This is a genomic window from Actinomycetospora sp. (assembly GCF_036497585.1).
In the GTDB taxonomy this organism is placed as follows: Bacteria; Actinomycetota; Actinomycetes; order Mycobacteriales; family Pseudonocardiaceae; genus Actinomycetospora.
Genome location: NZ_DASXJD010000142.1, coordinates 23,438 through 39,318, shown reverse-complemented (window position 1 = coordinate 39,318; position 15,881 = coordinate 23,438). Strand labels below are relative to the sequence as shown.

At 73.8% G+C, this 15,881-nt stretch carries 17 protein-coding genes and 3 tRNA genes; 5 read left to right on the top strand and 15 right to left on the bottom strand.

Annotated elements, in window-relative coordinates; all coding sequences use genetic code 11:
- From rplJ to VGH76_RS14140, 6 genes are all read right to left on the bottom strand, one after another.
- Positions 1-582 (bottom strand): 50S ribosomal protein L10 (rplJ, locus tag VGH76_RS14165; RefSeq protein ID WP_331557324.1); only part of this gene is annotated, 582 nt, incomplete at its 3' end.
- A gap of 400 nt (positions 583-982) precedes the next feature.
- On the bottom strand, positions 983-1,696 hold the full coding sequence (rplA, locus tag VGH76_RS14160; protein WP_331557323.1) for a 50S ribosomal protein L1: 714 nt from the start codon (positions 1,694-1,696) through the stop codon (positions 983-985).
- A 79-nt stretch (positions 1,697-1,775) separates the two neighbouring features.
- A complete protein-coding gene (rplK, locus tag VGH76_RS14155) occupies positions 1,776-2,210 on the bottom strand; it encodes a 50S ribosomal protein L11 (protein ID WP_331557322.1) in 435 nt (144 codons plus the stop codon).
- Positions 2,211-2,273: 63 nt separating this feature from the next.
- Positions 2,274-3,197 (bottom strand): transcription termination/antitermination protein NusG, encoded by a 924-nt coding sequence (nusG, locus tag VGH76_RS14150; RefSeq protein WP_331557326.1) that lies wholly within the window; start codon positions 3,195-3,197, stop codon positions 2,274-2,276.
- A gap of 166 nt (positions 3,198-3,363) precedes the next feature.
- Entirely contained in the window at positions 3,364-3,756 is a 393-nt protein-coding gene (gene secE / locus VGH76_RS14145; protein ID WP_331557321.1) for a preprotein translocase subunit SecE, read from the bottom strand.
- A gap of 96 nt (positions 3,757-3,852) precedes the next feature.
- Positions 3,853-3,925, bottom strand: a tRNA-Trp gene (locus VGH76_RS14140).
- A 208-nt stretch (positions 3,926-4,133) separates the two neighbouring features.
- On the opposite strand from VGH76_RS14140, the gene VGH76_RS14135 reads away from it, so the two are divergent.
- On the top strand, positions 4,134-5,384 hold the full coding sequence (locus tag VGH76_RS14135) for a pyridoxal phosphate-dependent aminotransferase (RefSeq protein WP_331557320.1): 1,251 nt from the start codon (positions 4,134-4,136) through the stop codon (positions 5,382-5,384).
- Between the two features lie 78 nt (positions 5,385-5,462).
- On the top strand, positions 5,463-6,347 hold the full coding sequence (locus tag VGH76_RS14130; RefSeq protein ID WP_331557319.1) for an SGNH/GDSL hydrolase family protein: 885 nt from the start codon (positions 5,463-5,465) through the stop codon (positions 6,345-6,347).
- A gap of 70 nt (positions 6,348-6,417) precedes the next feature.
- Here the strand turns inward: VGH76_RS14130 and VGH76_RS14125 are convergent, their stop codons facing one another.
- The 6 genes from VGH76_RS14125 to VGH76_RS14100 form a co-directional block, all read right to left on the bottom strand.
- The gene (locus VGH76_RS14125) at positions 6,418-6,840 is read right to left on the bottom strand and encodes a MaoC/PaaZ C-terminal domain-containing protein (RefSeq protein ID WP_331557318.1); all 423 of its coding nucleotides are present in this window, start codon (positions 6,838-6,840) and stop codon (positions 6,418-6,420) included.
- A complete protein-coding gene (locus tag VGH76_RS14120; RefSeq protein WP_331557317.1) occupies positions 6,837-7,286 on the bottom strand; it encodes a MaoC family dehydratase N-terminal domain-containing protein in 450 nt (149 codons plus the stop codon). Before VGH76_RS14120 ends, VGH76_RS14125 begins: the two co-directional genes overlap by 4 nt.
- Positions 7,287-7,310: 24 nt before the next feature.
- Positions 7,311-7,475 carry a 50S ribosomal protein L33 gene (gene rpmG, locus VGH76_RS14115; RefSeq protein ID WP_331557316.1) on the bottom strand — a complete coding sequence of 55 codons (165 nt, stop codon included), beginning with the start codon at positions 7,473-7,475 and terminating at the stop codon, positions 7,311-7,313.
- A gap of 36 nt (positions 7,476-7,511) precedes the next feature.
- Positions 7,512-7,584: transfer RNA gene (locus VGH76_RS14110), tRNA-Met, on the bottom strand.
- Between the two features lie 79 nt (positions 7,585-7,663).
- A tRNA-Thr gene (locus tag VGH76_RS14105) sits at positions 7,664-7,736 on the bottom strand.
- 15 nt (positions 7,737-7,751) lie between these two features.
- Positions 7,752-9,809, bottom strand: a complete 2,058-nt coding sequence (locus VGH76_RS14100; RefSeq protein ID WP_331557315.1) for a sensor domain-containing phosphodiesterase — start codon at positions 9,807-9,809, stop codon at positions 7,752-7,754.
- Positions 9,810-10,152: 343 nt separating this feature from the next.
- Here VGH76_RS14100 and VGH76_RS14095 point away from each other — a divergent pair, with 343 nt between their 5' ends.
- Positions 10,153-11,481 carry a competence/damage-inducible protein A gene (locus tag VGH76_RS14095; protein WP_331557314.1) on the top strand — a complete coding sequence of 443 codons (1,329 nt, stop codon included), beginning with the start codon at positions 10,153-10,155 and terminating at the stop codon, positions 11,479-11,481.
- A 7-nt stretch (positions 11,482-11,488) separates the two neighbouring features.
- On the opposite strand, the gene VGH76_RS14090 is transcribed toward VGH76_RS14095, so the two are convergent.
- A complete protein-coding gene (locus VGH76_RS14090) occupies positions 11,489-11,656 on the bottom strand; it encodes a hypothetical protein (protein ID WP_331557313.1) in 168 nt (55 codons plus the stop codon).
- A 173-nt stretch (positions 11,657-11,829) separates the two neighbouring features.
- On the opposite strand from VGH76_RS14090, the gene VGH76_RS14085 reads away from it, so the two are divergent.
- On the top strand, positions 11,830-12,666 hold the full coding sequence (locus VGH76_RS14085) for an alpha/beta fold hydrolase (RefSeq protein WP_331557312.1): 837 nt from the start codon (positions 11,830-11,832) through the stop codon (positions 12,664-12,666).
- Positions 12,667-12,841: 175 nt separating this feature from the next.
- Positions 12,842-13,414: a TetR/AcrR family transcriptional regulator gene (locus VGH76_RS14080; protein WP_331557311.1), complete on the top strand. Its 573-nt coding sequence runs from the start codon at positions 12,842-12,844 to the stop codon at positions 13,412-13,414.
- Positions 13,415-13,417: 3 nt separating this feature from the next.
- Here the strand turns inward: VGH76_RS14080 and VGH76_RS14075 are convergent, their stop codons facing one another.
- On the bottom strand, positions 13,418-14,698 hold the full coding sequence (locus tag VGH76_RS14075) for a cytochrome P450 (protein ID WP_331557310.1): 1,281 nt from the start codon (positions 14,696-14,698) through the stop codon (positions 13,418-13,420).
- Positions 14,699-14,945: 247 nt separating this feature from the next.
- The gene (locus VGH76_RS14070; RefSeq protein ID WP_331557309.1) at positions 14,946-15,845 is read right to left on the bottom strand and encodes an alpha/beta hydrolase; all 900 of its coding nucleotides are present in this window, start codon (positions 15,843-15,845) and stop codon (positions 14,946-14,948) included.
- Positions 15,846-15,881 lie beyond the last annotated feature (36 nt).

The following is a 15,881-nucleotide window of genomic DNA, read 5'->3' as shown; positions in this document are numbered from 1 at the left end:
GGCGGCGTCGGCCGACTCGACCGCGGCGACGGCCTCCTCGGTGCTGCCGCTGCCCTCGGCGGCCCGCTTGTCCTGCAGGGCCTGCGCGAGGCGGGCGATCTGCGAGGCGGGTGCGTTGAACAGGCCGGCGGCCTTGGCGAGGTTGCCCTTCATGGCGCCGGCGAGCTTGGCGAGCAGGACCTCGCGGGAGTCGAGGTCGGCCAGCTGGTCGATCTCGGCGGCGGAGAGCGCGCGGCCCTCCATGTAGCCGCCCTTGACCACGAGCGCCTTGTGGTCCTTGCCGAACTCGCGCAGCGCCTTGGCGGCGTCGACGGGCTCGCCGGAGACGAAGGCGATCGCCGTCGGCCCGACGAGCAGGTCGTCGAGGCCCTCCACGCCCGCGTCGGCGGCAGCCCGCCTGACCAGCGTGTTCTTGGCAACGGTGTAGTTCACGTCGGAGCCCAGCGAGCGCCGCAGAGCCGTGATCTGCGACATCGTGAGGCCCCGGTACTCGGTGACGACCATGGCCGAGGCGTCGCGGAACTCCGCGGCGATCTCGGCGACGGCGGCCACCTTCTCGGCGGCCGGTGCACGTTCGGCCATCCGCGCCTCCTTTCGGTGTCCCGGGCGGTGGTGATCCGTACGCACCCGAGGTCCTCCCGGCACGCCGGGGAGAGGAGGCCCTGGACGGACGGGCGGGGCCACGAAAAAAGCCCCGTGCGCAGGCGCACGGGGCTTCGAGGGGCGGCGGACCGGAGCCCGCACGCATCGCTGCCTCGTCCTCCTGCGCGGGTCGTCCGTCGATCGGACCTTCGTCCTCCTGACCACACCGGTGTCGGTACGGCCGGGAGGAGACCAGCGGTCTCGGGTGGAACTCGGTGACGATGCCGACCTCGACCGCAGGTGCGGTGTCAGCCGGTGTTGTCCTGACCAGGGTACGCGACGGCCCGGGCCACCCCGCGCGGCGGGGTGGCCCGGGCCGGTCGTGCGTGCCGGGAGCGCCTCAGGCGTTCTCGGCCGTGGTGAGGTTCCGCGTGCGGTTCGGGTCCACGGGGATGCCGGGGCCCATCGTCGTCGTCACGGTGATCTTCTTGACGTAGCGACCCTTGGCGGCCGAGGGCTTCGCGCGGAGGATCTCGTCGAGAGCCGCCCCGTAGTTCTCGACGAGCTTCTCGGCGTCGAAGCTGGCCTTGCCGATGACGAGGTGCAGGTTCGCCTGCTTGTCGACACGGAAGTTGACCTTGCCGCCCTTGATGTCGGAGACGGCGCGGGCCACGTCCGGGGTGACCGTGCCGGTCTTCGGGTTCGGCATGAGACCGCGGGGGCCGAGGATGCGGGCGACCCGCCCGACCTTGGCCATCTGGTCGGGCGCGGCAACGGCGGCGTCGAACTCGAGCCAGCCGCCCTGGATGCGCTCGATCAGGTCGTCGGAGCCGACGACGTCGGCGCCGGCGTTCTCCGCCTCCGTCGCCTTGTCGCCGGTGGCGAACACGATGACGCGGGCGGTCTTGCCGGTGCCGTGCGGCAGGTTGATGGTGCCGCGCACCATCTGGTCCGCCTTGCGGGGGTCGACGCCGAGCCGCATCGCGACCTCGACGGTCGCGTCCATCTTCGTCGCCGACGTCTTCTTCGCGAGCTCGACGGCCTCGAGCGGGGCGTAGAGCCGCTCCTCGTCGATGAGCTCGGCGGCCTGACGGTAGGCCTTGCTGCGCTTCATGAGCTGTCCTTCGTGGTGTTGCGGATCAGGTGTGGTGACGGGCGGCGCTCGCCCTCCCACGGGTCTCGGGTGAGGTGGCTCAGCCGGAGACGGTCAGGCCCATCGACCGGGCGGTCCCGGCGATGATCTTCGCGGCCTGGTCGAGGTCGTTGGCGTTGAGGTCGGCCAGCTTGGTCTGCGCGATCTCGCGGACCTGCGCGTCGGTGACCGACCCGACCTTCTTGGTGTGCGGCGTCGCGCTGCCCGACTGGATGCCCGCGGCGGCCAGCAGCAGCTTCGCCGCCGGCGGCGTCTTGAGCTTGAAGTCGAAGGAGCGGTCCTCGTAGATCGAGATCTCGACCGGCACGACCTGACCACGCTGCGCCTCGGTGGCGGCGTTGTAGGCCTTGCAGAACTCCATGATGTTGACGCCGTGCTGACCCAGCGCGGGGCCGACCGGCGGAGCGGGCGTCGCCGCACCCGCCTTGATCTGCAGCTTGACGACCGCGGACAGTCGCCTCTTCTTCGGGGGCATCCCTACAGCATCCTCACGTTCTCATCGGGGCTCACCGGTCCCGCCGGACACGGGACCGGAGTATTAGATCTTCGAGACCTGGTTGAACCCGAGCTCGACCGGGGTCTCGCGGCCGAAGATCGACACCAGGACCTTGACCTTCTGGGCGTCGACGTTGACCTCGGAGATGCTCGCCGGGAGCGTCGCGAACGGCCCGTCCATGACGGTCACCGACTCGCCGACCTCGAAGTCCACCTCGACCGGCGACGGGCCGCTCGCGGCCGCCGCGGCGCCCGTCGCGGCCTCGGCACCCTTGGCCTTCTTCGGCGTCTCCTGCCGCGGGAGCAGGAACTTGGTGACCTCGTCGAGGGTGAGCGGCGAGGGCCGCGACGTGGCCCCGACGAAGCCGGTGACCCCCGGGGTGTTGCGCACCGCGCTCCACGAGGCGTCGTTGAGGTCCATCCGCACGAGGATGTAGCCGGGCAGCACCTTGCGCTGGACCTGCTTGCGCTGCCCGTTCTTGATCTCGGTGACCTCCTCGGTGGGCACCTCGACCTGGAAGATGAAGTCCTCGACGTCGAGCGTCTGCACGCGCGTCTCGAGGTTGGTCTTCACCTTGTTCTCGTAGCCGGCGTAGGAGTGCACGACGTACCAGTCGCCGGGCTGCAGGCGCAGCTGGGCCTTGAGGGTCGCGACCGGGTCCTCGTCCTCGGCGGGCTCCGCGGCGACGACCTCCTCGGCCGGCGCCCCCTCGGCGCCCACCGCGGTCTCGTCGGCGTCGGTCACGGCCTGGTCGGGGAGGTCCGCCGGCTCGTCGTCGGACGAGGCGCCGAGCGCCTCGCGCGCCGCCGCGATGTCCTCCTCCGGGTCGCGGGCCTCGTCGTCGTCCGCCTCGACCGCGTCGTCCCCCGCCTCCTCGCGCGCCTGCGCCGCGGCCCGGGCCACCTGGGCGTCGTCGAGGGTGGCCGGGGCCTCCTCGGTGCTCAGGTCCGAGCCCTCGCGCACCATCACGCCGCGCGTGCGGGCCTCGGCGACGAGCTCGGGCTCGCCGTCGTTGCCGTGCTCGCCAACTTCTCCGGAGGTCACTTCTCGTCTCACTTCCTTCGGGTGCGCGGCCCTCCCGCGCGGTGGTGCCGGCCTTCGTGGTTCCCGGCGGGGACCGGCCGGGACCCGGTCAGCCGAACAGGGCGAAGGTCAGCTTCTGGAACCCGACGTCCAGGAGACCGACCAACGTGACCATGAACGCGACGAACACCAGGACGACGACCGTGTAGACGACGATCTGGCGCCGCGTCGGCCAGTGGACCTTGCGCAGCTCCGCGACGACCTCGCGGAGGAACCGCCGCAGCCGGGCGATCACCGAGCCCTCGGACGAGGTCCGCGCGGCGTCGCGCGTCGGCGTGGGGGTGCCCTTGGTGGCGACCCGGGTGATCCCGGCCTCGCCGTCCCCGTCGGCCGCCCCCCGGCGACGGCGGCCGGCCGCGGTGACGGGACGGGACCCGGCGTCGTCGGATCGCCCGGCGCCGTCGGCACCGGGGCGACGCCGCCCGCCCGTGTCCTCGCTCAACTCTTCCGTCCTCACCCCGGCTGGTGTGTCACCGGCTCCGCCCGGCGGCCCGGGCCACCGCGTCCGTCGTGTCCGCGCCGCGGGCGGCCCGGAATGCAGGGGCGACAGGACTTGAACCTGCAACCTGCGGTTTTGGAGACCGCTGCTCTGCCAATTGAGCTACGCCCCTGTGGCGGCCCGTCGGGAGCCGCCGGACGCCGGGAGCCCGTCCACGGCGCGCGTCCACCACAGCGCACGCACGCCGAGACCGAGGACCCGTCGTCCCGTGGCTCGATCGTACGGCACCCCCACGACGGACCGGTCCCCGCCCTCCGCGCGTGCACGGACGAAGGAATCACCTCGCTGGGCGGGGGTGGGCGTCTGCGAGAATCCGCCGCATGACCGCAGTCACGTCCACGGACTCGAACGACCTCGCCCCCGCCGCCACCGATCGCCGCATCTCGGCGCGCATCGGCGGCATCGCGGAGTCGGCGACGCTCGCCGTGGACGCGAAGGCGAAGGCGCTCAAGGCCGCCGGACGCCCGGTCATCGGGTTCGGGGCCGGCGAGCCCGATTTCCCGACCCCGAAGCCGGTCGTCGACGCCGCCGTCGCCGCGTGCAGCGACCCCAAGAACCACCGCTACTCCCCCGCCGGCGGGCTCCCCGAGCTGCGCGAGGCCGTCGTCGCGAAGACGCTGCGCGACTCCGGCTGGCAGGTGAAGCCCTCGCAGGTGCTCATCACCAACGGCGGCAAGCAGGCCGTGTTCGAGGCATTCGCGACGATCGTCGACCCCGGCGACGAGGTGCTGCTGCCCGCCCCGTTCTGGACCACCTACCCCGAGGCCGCCCGGATGGCCGGGGGCGACCCGGTGCAGGTCGACACGGACGCCTCCACCGGCTTCCTGCCGACCGTCGAGGCCCTCGAGGCCGCGCGGACCCCCCGCACGAAGGTGCTGCTGTGGTGCTCGCCGTCCAACCCGACCGGCGCGGTCGCGCCGCGTGAGCTGGTCGACGCGATCGGGCGCTGGGCCGCCGAGCACGGCATCTGGGTGATCGCCGACGAGATCTACGAGCACCTGGTCTACGACGGCGCCGAGCACGTCTCGATGCCGGTCGCGGTCCCCGAGATCGCCGACCGCTGCATCGTCGTCAACGGCGTCGCCAAGACCTACGCCATGACCGGCTGGCGGGTGGGCTGGCTCATCGGCCCCGAGGACGTGGTCAAGGCCGCCGCGAACATGCAGTCCCACCTCACCTCGAACGTCTGCAACGTCGCGCAGCGCGCCGCGCTGGCCGCGGTGTCCGGGCCGCTGGACGCCGTCGAGGAGATGCGGGCCGCGTTCGACCGTCGCCGGCGCACGATCGTCGAGATGCTCTCCGCGATCGACGGCGTCGAGTGCCCGACCCCCCGCGGCGCCTTCTACGCCTACGCCGACGTCCGGGGACTGCTCGGCCGCGAGCTGCGCGGTGCGCGCCCGCAGACGTCGGTGGACCTCGCGGCCGCCATCCTCGAGCACGCCGAGGTCGCGGTCGTGCCCGGCGAGGCCTTCGGGACGCCGGGCTACTTCCGCCTGTCCTACGCGCTGGGGGACGACGACCTGCGCACCGGGGTCGGCCGCATGGCCGAGCTCCTCGCCGAGATGTCCTGATCCTCCATCACCCGCGGGGCGGTCGGGGCGAGCCGGCCGCGCGGCGGGGACATCCGACGATCTCTGCGAGGGGGAGACGTGGGCGTTCGGTCGGTCCTGTCCTGCCTGGTCACGGGCGCCCTGCTGTTCGGGGCGGCGGGTGTCGCGTCGGCGAACCCGTCGAGTGGGGGCACGACCCCCTACGTGGCACTCGGTGACTCCTACACCGCGTCGCCGCTGACCGGCGCCGCCGCCGGCCCGCCGCCCGGGTGCTACCGGTCGGTGAACAACTACCCCCACCTCACGGCGACGGCGTTCGGCGCCCAGCTCACCGACGTCAGCTGCTCCGGCGCGACGACCAAGGAGTTCGGCACCGCGCAGACCACGGACGCCGGGGTGAACCCGCCGCAGTACGCGGCGCTGTCGAAGGCCACGAAGCTCGTCACCGTCGGGATCGGCGGCAACGACATCGGGTTCTCCGAGATCGTGCGGACCTGCCTGTCGGCGACGCCGTTCGGGTCGCCGTGCAAGGACCACTACACCGCGGGCGGGACCGACGAGCTGCGCCAACGCATCAACGCGCTCGGGCCGAAGCTCGCCACGGTGCTGAAGGAGGTCCACCGCCGCTCCCCGGACGCCCGGGTCGCGCTGGTCGGCTACCCCGCGGTGCTCCCCGCCACCGGCCCCGGCTGCTACCCGGCGGTCCCGATCACCCCGGGCGACGTCGCGTACCTGCGCGGCGTGCTCTCCGACCTCGACTCCCGCATCGAGCGCAGCGCGGCCGCCGGCTCGGCGACGTTCGTGGACACCTACTCCTCGACGGTCGGGCACGACATCTGCCAGGCGCCAGGGACCAAGTGGATCGAGGGGCTCGTCCCGACCGCGCCCGCGTTCCCGGTGCACCCCAACGCCCAGGGCTCGGCCGCGCTCTCGCGGGCCCTGGTCGCGGCACTGGGCGGCTCCGCGACGGCGAACGCGAGCTGATCGGGCGCCCACCCGCGATACGAGCGGCACTTTCGCTGCATCTGTGCGAACGAGAGTGCCGCTCGTTCGATCAGGCGGGGCGGCCGACCACCGCGAGGGCCTTGCCGAGCACGCTCTTGCCGTCGGGACCGGTGGCCGTGACGGCGAGGGTGACCGCGCCGTCGTCGTCGACCGCCTTCACCGTGGCACCCAGCTCGACCGAGGCGCCCTCGTCGTCGGGGACGACGACCGGGCGGGTGAAGCGGGTGGAGAAGGAGCGGACGGCGGCCGGGTCGCCGGCCCAGTCCGCGACGAACTGCGCGGCGAGGGCCATCGTCAGCATCCCGTGGGCGATGACGCCGGGCAGGCCGACGGCGAGGGCCGTGCGCTCGTTCCAGTGGATCGGGTTGAGGTCGCCGGACGCCCCGGCGTAGCGCACGAGGTCGGCGCGGGTCAGCGTCACGGTGCGGCCGGGGATCGCGTCCCCGACGGCGACCTCGGGCAGCGCGCTCACGAGGCCTCCCCGGCGCGGCCCACGAGCGTCGCCGTGCTCACCAGGACCGTCGCGCCGTCGGGATCGGTGACGTCGCAGCGGAAGGTGACGACGTCGTTGCCGGCGAGCTCGCGGACGTCGTCCACGGTCACCACCGTGGTGAGGACGTCACCGGCGACCACCGGTCGGTGCAGCTCGAAGGACTGGTCGCGGTGCACGACGCGCGTGAAGTCCAGGCCCAGCGCCGGATCGTCGACGACCTCCCGGGTGGCGTCCCAGGTGAACACCACCGGGAAGGTCGGCGGGGCGACGACGTCGGCGTGACCCGCGGCGCGGGCGGCCTCCGGGTCGGTGTGCACGGGGTCGTCCGCCCCGACGGCGCGGGCGAACTCGCGGACCTTCTCGCGGCCCACCGCGTAGGAACGGGGCGGCCAGCTGCGTCCGACGAAGGAGGCGTCCAGGGGCACGGCGACGTGCTCGTCAGCGACGGGTCAGCGCGTCTCGCGGTGCCCGCGGTGGGTGCCGCAGTTCGGGCAGAACTTCTTCAGCGTGAGCCGGTCGGGGTCGTTCCGCCGGTTCTTCTTGGTGATGTAGTTGCGGTTCTTGCACTCCTCGCACGCGAGCGTGATCTTGGGGCGCACATCGGTCGCGGCCATGGGAGTGTCCTCTCGACTACGTCGTGCTGTGTTCGGTAGCGGTGGCCGGACTTGAACCGGCGACACAACGATTATGAGCCGTTTGCTCTGCCACCTGAGCTACACCGCCACGGTGCAGCCGGGCGCCGGCGGAGCCGACCCCCGACATGCCGAAACCGGCGGGACGTCCCGCCGGTCCACTGGCACCGAGCCCCTTTACGGAATCGAACCGTAGACCTTCTCCTTACCATGGAGACGCTCTGCCGACTGAGCTAAAGGGGCCAGTCCTCCCGCCGGTCAGGCGACGCCGGAGCTCTCCGGTGCCGTCCCCGCAGGTGGCACCCAGCGTACAGGGCCGCCGGCGGCACCCGCCGTGCCACCCCCCTGGCGCGCGAGGGTCTCCAGCCACTGGTCGAGGTGGCCCGCCGAGAGCGGCCGGGAGACGAGGTAGCCCTGCGCCACGTCGCACCCCATCTCGGCCAGCTTGGCGCGGACCGTGCCGTCCTCGACGCCCTCGGCGACCACGGTGAGCCCGAGGGTGTGCCCCATCTCGACGATCGCCCGCACCACCGCGGCGTCGCCGGTCTCGGTGCCCATCCCCAGCACGAAGCTCTTGTCGATCTTGACCTGGTCGACAGGCAGGCGGCGCAGGTGCGCGAGCGAGGACTGCCCGGTGCCGAAGTCGTCGACGGCGAGCCGGCAGCCCATCGCGTGCAGCCGCCGCAGCGCCGGCAGGGCGTACTCGCGCTCCGCGGACATCCCGCTCTCGGTGACCTCGAGGGTCAGCAGCTCGGCGGGCACGCGGTGCCGGGCCAGGGCGTCCGCCACGAGGCCGGGGAAGGAGTCGTCGAGCGAGCGGACCGAGAGGTTGACCGCCACGGAGAGCCGCAGGCCCCGGTCGAGCCAGCGCCGGGCCGCGTCAAGGGCCTCGTCGAGCACGAAGGCGGTGAGGCCCGCGATCTGCCCGGTCGCCTCGAGCACGGGCACGAACTCGTCGGGGAGCAGCGCCCCGAGCTCGGGGTGCTCCCAGCGCGCGAGGGCCTCCACCCCGAGGACGGTGCGGGCCTCGAGCGAGACCGTCGGCTGGTAGTAGACGCGCAGGCTGCCGTCGGTGACCGCGGGGGCGAACCCGCGGATGAGGGCGAGCCGGCGGTCGGCCCGCTCCCCCATGCTCGGCTCGTAGCAGCGCACCGGGTCTCCCCCGAGGCGTGCCGCGGAGAGCGCGATGTCGGCCCGGGCGAGCAGCCGCGACGCGAGCACCGCGCCGTCCCGCTCCCCGGCGAGCCCCGGGACCCCGGAGATGGCCACCCCGACCAGGACGGGGGCCTCGAACGGGATGTCCTCCACGACGAAGGGCAGCGCCAGCTGCTCGCGCATCTCCACCGCGCTGGCGTGCGCGGTGGGGCCGTCCACCCCGGCGACGACGACGGCGTAGGTGTCGCCCTCGAGGCGGGCGGCCAGGCGCGCGCCCGGTGCCACCGCCGCAGCCCGCTCGCTCGCGCAGACCGCCTCGAGGCGCCGCGCCGCCAGGGCGACGAACTCCTCGCCGCGTGCGTGGCCGAGGGTGTCGTTGACCTGGTCGAGCAGCCCCAACGAGACGATCGCGACGGCGCCCGCGCGCTCGGACACCTGGTCGGCGGCGGCCTGCAGGAAGCCCGGGCGGTTGAGCAGCGTGGTCAGCGGGTCGCGGTGGGCGTCGCGGCGCAGCCGGGCCTCGAGGCGGCTGTTCTCCACCTCGGCGCCGACCTGCCGGGCGATCGTCGTCAGCAGGGTCAGCTCGCTGCGCACCGTCGCCCGGGAGGGCCCGCGCCAGCGCTGGGCGCCGGTACGTGCCGGGTCGTGCACCTCGAGGACGCCGCGACGGCCCCGCACCACCTCGGGGACGCCGCCGTGCCCGCTCGCCTCGTCCACCTCCGGCGCGGAGATCCCCGCCACGAGGACCTCGCCGGCCTCGCGGACCTCCATCCAGCGCCGGACGGCCCCGGGAGCTGCCCTCCGGTGCCAGCGCGAGGCGCCCCGGCCGGCACCGAACGCCTCGTCGGGGGCGACGAGGTCGACGACCCGCACCGCGGCGGGGAGCGGCTCGCCGGCCTCTTCGAGGAGGGGTCCGACGGACAGCACCACCCGCCGGGCGCCGTAGCGGACACGCAGTGCTTCCGCGATCTCGCGGGCCGCCGTCCGCCCGTCGTCGTCGCGGCGGTGCGCGGCGTGCGCGGCGACCGACCGGCCGACGGCGCCGAGGGTGCGGAGATCCCGCGAGCGGCGGACCCGGGCCGTGCGCAGGAGCGAGATCCCGACAACGGCGACGGCGACCGCGAGGACGGCTGCGGCCAGGACCCCCGCGACCGCGCTCACGACGCGGCGGTGGAGCACGCGTCGGACCGACCGTGCATCGACGCCTCCCCACTGCCTCGCCCGGCGGACGCAGCGCCGGCCCACGACCGTGTACCCGCTCACTCTACGCAAGAATCCTGACGAAGGTAGCGGCGGGTGCATCACTCATTAGCACCAATATGCCCTGTGAGACAGGGTTACGGACGGCGTCCGGTTACCGAGAGTCCAATCTGCCGAGAGTGCAGGTCCGTCCGGGCGCGCGCGGACGTCCTGTCCGTGACCGGGCGTGCGTCGGGGTGCCCTGATGGGATGGTCCCGACGTCACCGACCGGCTCCGCGGCCGGGCGTCGCGGAGGAGGAGCGCATGTCCCTGGACCCGGCAGCCGAGCGGACCGGTGCGCAGCGCGCGCCGACGGCGGGCATCGTCGCCACGGGCAGCGAGCTCCTCGCCGGTCGCGTGCACGACGCCAACGGCCCGTGGCTCGCCGAGCAGCTGGGCGAGCTCGGGATCGATGTCACGCACATCCTGCTCGTCGGGGACCGGTCGGACGAGATGGAGTCCGCGCTGCGCTTCCTCGCGGGCGCCGGGGTCGACCTCGTCGTGACCAGCGGCGGCCTCGGCCCGACCGCGGACGACCTCACCGCCGCGGTCGTCGCCGAGGTCACCGGGCGGCCGCTGGAGCTCGACGAGCACATGGAGAAGGTCGTCGGGGACATCATCGCGCGCTTCGCGGACCGCCTCCGCTGGGACGCCGACGCCCTCGCCGAGGCCAACCGTAAGCAGGCGATGGTCCCGCGCGGGGCCACCGCGATCCCGCCGGTCGGCACCGCGCCGGGCCTGTCGGTCCCGTCGGGCGAGGGGCCCCACGGCTACCGGCCCGCCGTCCTGGTGCTGCCCGGCCCGCCGCGTGAGCTGCGGGGCATGTGGGACGACGCCCTCGCGACGGCGCCGCTGCAGGCCCTGCTCGCACGCACCGCCCCGTTCGACGAGACCCACCTGCGGCTCTTCGGGGTCCCCGAGTCCGAGATCGCCGCGACGCTGCGCGCGGTGGGCGAGCACATCGATCTCGCGCCGCTGGAGATCACGACCTGTCTGCGCGACTTCACCCTCGAGGTCGACCTCCGACGACGTCCCGACGACGCGGCGGCGCGGGCCGCGCACGACGCCGTCGTGGCCGAGATCGACGCCCGTCACGGCCGCGCGATCTTCTCCCGGACCGGCGAGACCATCGACGAGATCCTCTTCGGCCTGCTGGCGGGCCGCACGATCGCCACCGCGGAGTCGTGCACCGGCGGACTGCTCGCCGGGCGCCTCACCGCACCCGCCGGCGCCTCCGCCCACGTCCAGGGCGGCATCGTCTCGTACTCCAACGAGGCCAAGGAGCACCTGCTCGGCGTCCCCCACGACGTCATCGAGGCCCACGGGGCGGTCTCCCCCGAGGCCGCCCACGCCATGGCCGGAGGCGCGATCGAGCGCTTCGGCGTCGACGTCGCGGTCGCGATCAGCGGGGTCGCCGGGCCCGGCGGGGGCACGGCCGAGAAGCCGGTCGGGTACGTGTGCTTCTCGGTGCGCACCGCCGACGGGCGCGAGATCGCCCGGGACCCGGTGCTCCCCGGCGACCGCGGCGACGTGCGGGAGCGTTCGGTCGTGCTCGCCATGCACCTGGTCCGGCGGGTACTCACCGACCGGTGAGCGGGGATCAGGCGGTCAGCCCCCGGAAGAAGCGGATGATCTGGTCGATCGCGTCGCCGATCGCGGCCAGGATCGTGCGCACGGTCTCCGCCGCCTGGTCGGGCTGGGCGATCACGAAGTAGAGGATGACCGCGACGACCACGAGGATCAGCAGCATGCGCAGGCGCGCGTTCATCGGGTCCTTCCGCGGTGGGGGTCCGGTGGACCGGGGAGCGACCCGACGGAGCCGGACGCGCGCCGACGGTAACGTGACGATCACGTCGCGGGGGCCGGTTCGGGGCACGTGTCGCGGACGTGATCCGTGTCCCCCGTCCGGCCCAGCCCGACCGGGCGGGCAGGATGACGACCATGACCGGCGAGCGCCTGACCGCCTTCACCCGCGGTGCCCTGAGCTTCGACGTCACCGACGGCGGACCCGCCGACGCCGAGGAGACCGTGCTGCTCCTGCACGGCTTCCCGCAGACGCGGACGAGCTGGGGCCCGGTCGCGGAACGGCTGCACGCGGCGGGGCTGCGCACGCTCGCGCCCGACCAGCGCGGCTACTCGCCCGGGGCGCGTCCCTCCGGACGCGCGGCCTACCGCGTCGAGCACCTCGTCGACGACGCGGCGGCCCTGGTCACCTCGTCCGGCGCCGGATCGGTCCACGTCGTCGGCCACGACTGGGGCGCGGTGGTGGCGTGGGCGCTCGCCGCGCACCGGCCCGAGCTGGTCCGCACCGTCACCGGCGTCTCGGTCCCCCATCCCGCGGCGTTCCTGCGGGGGATGCTGCACGGGCCGCAGCTGCTGCACTCCTGGTACATGGGGGCCTTCCAGCTCCCCTGGCTGCCCGAGGCGCTGCTCGGTGACGAGTCGCGGCTGGCCGACGTCCTGCGTCGCAGCGGCGCGAGTCCCGAGGCGGCCCGCCGCGACGCCGCGGCCCTCGCGGGCGCGATCACGGGTCCGCTCAACTGGTACCGCGCGCTGCCGCTGGCCTCGCCGGGTTACACCCGCCGTCCGGTCCAGCGCCCGTCGTTGCAGGTGTGGAGCGACGGCGACGGCTTCATCACCCGCACCGCCGTCGAGCAGAACCGCCGGTTCGTCCTCGCGCCCTACCGGCTCGAGGTGCTGCCCGGGGTCAGCCACTGGATCCCGGACGAGGCGCCGGACCGGCTCGCCGAGCTGGTCCGGGCCCACGTCGGGGGCTGAGCCATCTCACGCGGAGGTCCGCGCCCCCGTCGACGAGTCGGTCGATGGTGAAGCCCCGCGGGCGGCTGTGGTCCCGGGCACAACGTAGCGTAGGTTACGGCTTGCTCAGGATCTCCTGGCCGGGATCTCGTCGCCGCGACCCGGTCGTCCCAGCACCGCCGGAGGAGGACAGCCCATGTCCCGCACGGCCACCCCCGAGACGTTCTTCGCCGCCGCCCTGCGCCTGCTCGCCGGGCCCGGGCTCCCCGCCCTGCGCATCGGGCGGCTCTGCCGCGAGGTCGGCGTCACCAGCGGCAGCTTCTACCACCACTTCGGTAGCTGGGACGGCTTCGTCGCCGCCCTGCTCGAGCACTGGACCGCCGAGGAGGTCGACCGCCCGCTCGAGCTGGTGCGCCGGGCCGACGTGGCGGACCCGGGTGAGCGGGTCACCCTCCTCAAGGGCCTCGCACTGACGATCCCGCACGACGCCGAGACCGCGATCCGCCGCTGGGCCGGCACCGACGAGGTCGTGGCGGCGGCCCAGCAGCGGGTGGACGACGGGCGCCGGGACGCGGTCCGCGAGGTGATCGCCCCGCTGGTCGGCGACGCGCCGCTGACCGCCACGCTCGCCGAGGTCGGTCTCAGCCTGCTCGTCGGGCACCAGCAGCTCCACCACGGTGATCCGCCGATCGACCTCGCCGCCCTGCTCGACCAGTTCGAACTGCTCGTGCGCAGCCACGCGGGCGCGCCGACCGCCGAGCGGCCCTGACCGCTACCGGTTCAGCCGGATCGGCATCGCCTTGACGGCGTTGACGAAGTTGCTCGTGAGGCGGGCGGGCTCACCCACCTCGAAGTCCGGCGCGGCCGTGAGCAGGCGCCGCCAGATCTCCCGCAGCTGGGTGCGGGCGAGCATGTTGCCCATGCAGAAGTGCGGCCCGCCGCCGCCGAAGCCCTGGTGGGGGTTCGGGTCGCGGGTGACGTCGAAGGCCAGCGGGTCGTCGAACACGGCAGGGTCGCGGTTGCCCGACTCGTAGAACATGACGACCTTGTCGCCCGCCGCGATCCGCTGCCCGCGCAGCTCGGTGTCCTCGGTGGCCGTACGGCGGAAGGTCAGCACCGGGCTCGCCCAGCGCACCATCTCCTCCACCGCCGTGCCGAGCCGCCCGTCGAGGTCGTCGAGCAGCCGGCGGCGCTCGTCGCGGAAGCGGGTGAGGGCGGTGGCGCCGTGGGCGATGGTGTTCCGCGTGGTGTCGTTGCCCGCCACGGAGAGCAGCACGAAGAACGCGCCGATCTCCTCGTCGGTGAGCGACTCGCCGTCGACCTCGGCCTGCACCAGGTTCGTCATGAGGTCGTCCTGCGGGTGCCGCCGGCGCTCGTCGGCGCACTCGAGGCCCGGCCCCAGCAGCGCCATGAGCGCCTGGCCGGTGAGCTCGATCGGGTCGTCGACGCCGTGCGCGGCCCGCACCTCGGGGTCGTTGGCGCTGACCAGCAGGTCGGCCGCCTCGGCCAGCGCATCCTGCTGGTCCTCCGGCAGCCCCATCATGTCGTAGATCATCGCCATGGGGAGCCGGCGGCAGACGAGCTGCACGAAGTCGCCGTCGCCGTGGTCGAGCAGCTCGGAGACGATCGACTCGGCACGCTGGGCGATCCGGTCCTCGAGCCGGCGGATCTGCTTGGGCGTGAACGCCGCCCCGACGAGCTTGCGCAGCTGGGCGTGCCGCGGCGCGTCCATCGCGAGGAACGACTGGCTGGCCTCGAGCAGCTCCTGCGGGGCGTCCTGGAACTGCACGCCCTGCCCCGAGCAGAAGGTCTTCGGGTTCTTCGAGACCTGGGCGATGTCGGAGTGGGTGACGACGGCCCAGAAGCCCGGGTCGTCGTCGGCGACCATGAGCCCCTCGGCCGGCCGGTGCCAGGAGACGGGGCGCTCGGCGCGCAGCTCGGCGAACGAGGGCTCGCGCTCCTCGGTCGACCGGGCCCAGCAGGCGAGGGTCGACAGGTCGACCGGGTCGTGGTCGGACTTGTCGTTGGTGGCCGCGTCCGCGGTCGTGGTCATGCCTCGCCTCCTGGCTGGGCGGTGGTCAGTCCTGCAGCGGGAGGGCCCCGACGGGGCAGGCCCCGGTTGTCGTAGTCCACGGCGATCCGCATGGTTCCCGGTCCTCCTTCGTCGACGACGACGATGACGGACCGACCATAACGTGCATCATGCTATGGGCGCGAGCCAGGCCACGTTCCCGGCTGGAACCCCTGAGCGGATGTGGGCACGCCGACGGGTGGGCGCACGCGTCGGCGCGACCGGGCTGCTACTTCTCCGGGAGGTGGCGGCGGACGAAGTCGGCGGCGCGGTCGAGGGCGTCGACCGCCTCGTCGAGGTAGGCGTGCAGGCTCTGGAAGACGTGGGGGACGTCGGGGGTGACCTCGAGGACCACCTCGACGCCGGCGGCCGCCGCCCGCGTCGCGAAGCGCGTGGAGTCGTCGAGGAGGACCTCGTTCGAGCCGACCTGGAGCAGGGTCGGCGGCAGGCCCGCGAGGTCGCCGACGACCGCCGGGCTGACCAGGGGCTGGCGGGGGTCGGCGTCCGCGAGGTAGTGGGCGGAGAGCCGGGCGAGGTTCTCCCGGTCGAACAGCGGGTCGACGCTCTCCTTCTCGTCCATGCTCGCGCCGCTGCGGGTCGCGTCGAGCCCGGCGGAGAACAGCAACGCACAGGCCGGCAGCGGCAGGCCCTCGTCGCGGGCCCGCAGGAGCACCGCGACCGTGAGACCGCCGCCCGAGGAGTCGCCCGCGACGACGATCCGCTCCGGCGCCGCGCCGTCCTCGAGCAACGCCCGGTACGCGGCGAGCCCGTCCTCGATGGCCGCCGGGAACGGGTGCTCGGGCGCGAGGCGGTAGGCCGGCGCGACCGCCGGCGCCCCGACGTGGCGGACCAGGGCCGCCGTCAGGGTGGCCGCCGTGCGGGGCGTGCCGTAGACCCATCCCCCGCCGTGGAAGTAGAGGATCGTCGCGTCCACCCCCGCCTCGTCGGGCGCGATCTCCAGCGCGGGGCGCCCGCCCAGCGTCGAGTCCTTCAGGGTCACACCCGCCGGCGGCGGGCCCACCGTCGTGTAGATCTCGAAGATCTCGCGCAGCTCCTCGGGCGGGAGGCTGGTGTCGAGGCGGGCCGCGCGCATGAGGCGGTCGATCTCGGCGCGCTGCTGCTGGGTCACGGGTCGTCCGTTCTGCTCGGGTACCGGCACATGCCC

Excerpts from the sequence above, each read along its gene's own strand:
- rplA (WP_331557323.1), bottom strand. The coding sequence starts at position 1,696 with ATGAAGCGCAGCAAGGCCTACCGTCAGGCCGCCGAGCTCATCGACGAG.
- rplK (WP_331557322.1), bottom strand. The coding sequence starts at position 2,210 with ATGCCCCCGAAGAAGAGGCGACTGTCCGCGGTCGTCAAGCTGCAGATC.
- nusG (WP_331557326.1), bottom strand. The coding sequence starts at position 3,197 with ATGGTGCGCGAGGGCTCGGACCTGAGCACCGAGGAGGCCCCGGCCACC.
- VGH76_RS14135 (WP_331557320.1), top strand. The coding sequence starts at position 4,134 with ATGACCGCAGTCACGTCCACGGACTCGAACGACCTCGCCCCCGCCGCC.
- rpmG (WP_331557316.1), bottom strand. The coding sequence starts at position 7,475 with ATGGCCGCGACCGATGTGCGCCCCAAGATCACGCTCGCGTGCGAGGAG.
- VGH76_RS14095 (WP_331557314.1), top strand. The coding sequence starts at position 10,153 with ATGTCCCTGGACCCGGCAGCCGAGCGGACCGGTGCGCAGCGCGCGCCG.
- VGH76_RS14090 (WP_331557313.1), bottom strand. The coding sequence starts at position 11,656 with ATGAACGCGCGCCTGCGCATGCTGCTGATCCTCGTGGTCGTCGCGGTC.
- VGH76_RS14085 (WP_331557312.1), top strand. The coding sequence starts at position 11,830 with ATGACCGGCGAGCGCCTGACCGCCTTCACCCGCGGTGCCCTGAGCTTC.
- VGH76_RS14080 (WP_331557311.1), top strand. The coding sequence starts at position 12,842 with ATGTCCCGCACGGCCACCCCCGAGACGTTCTTCGCCGCCGCCCTGCGC.
- VGH76_RS14075 (WP_331557310.1), bottom strand. The coding sequence starts at position 14,698 with ATGACCACGACCGCGGACGCGGCCACCAACGACAAGTCCGACCACGAC.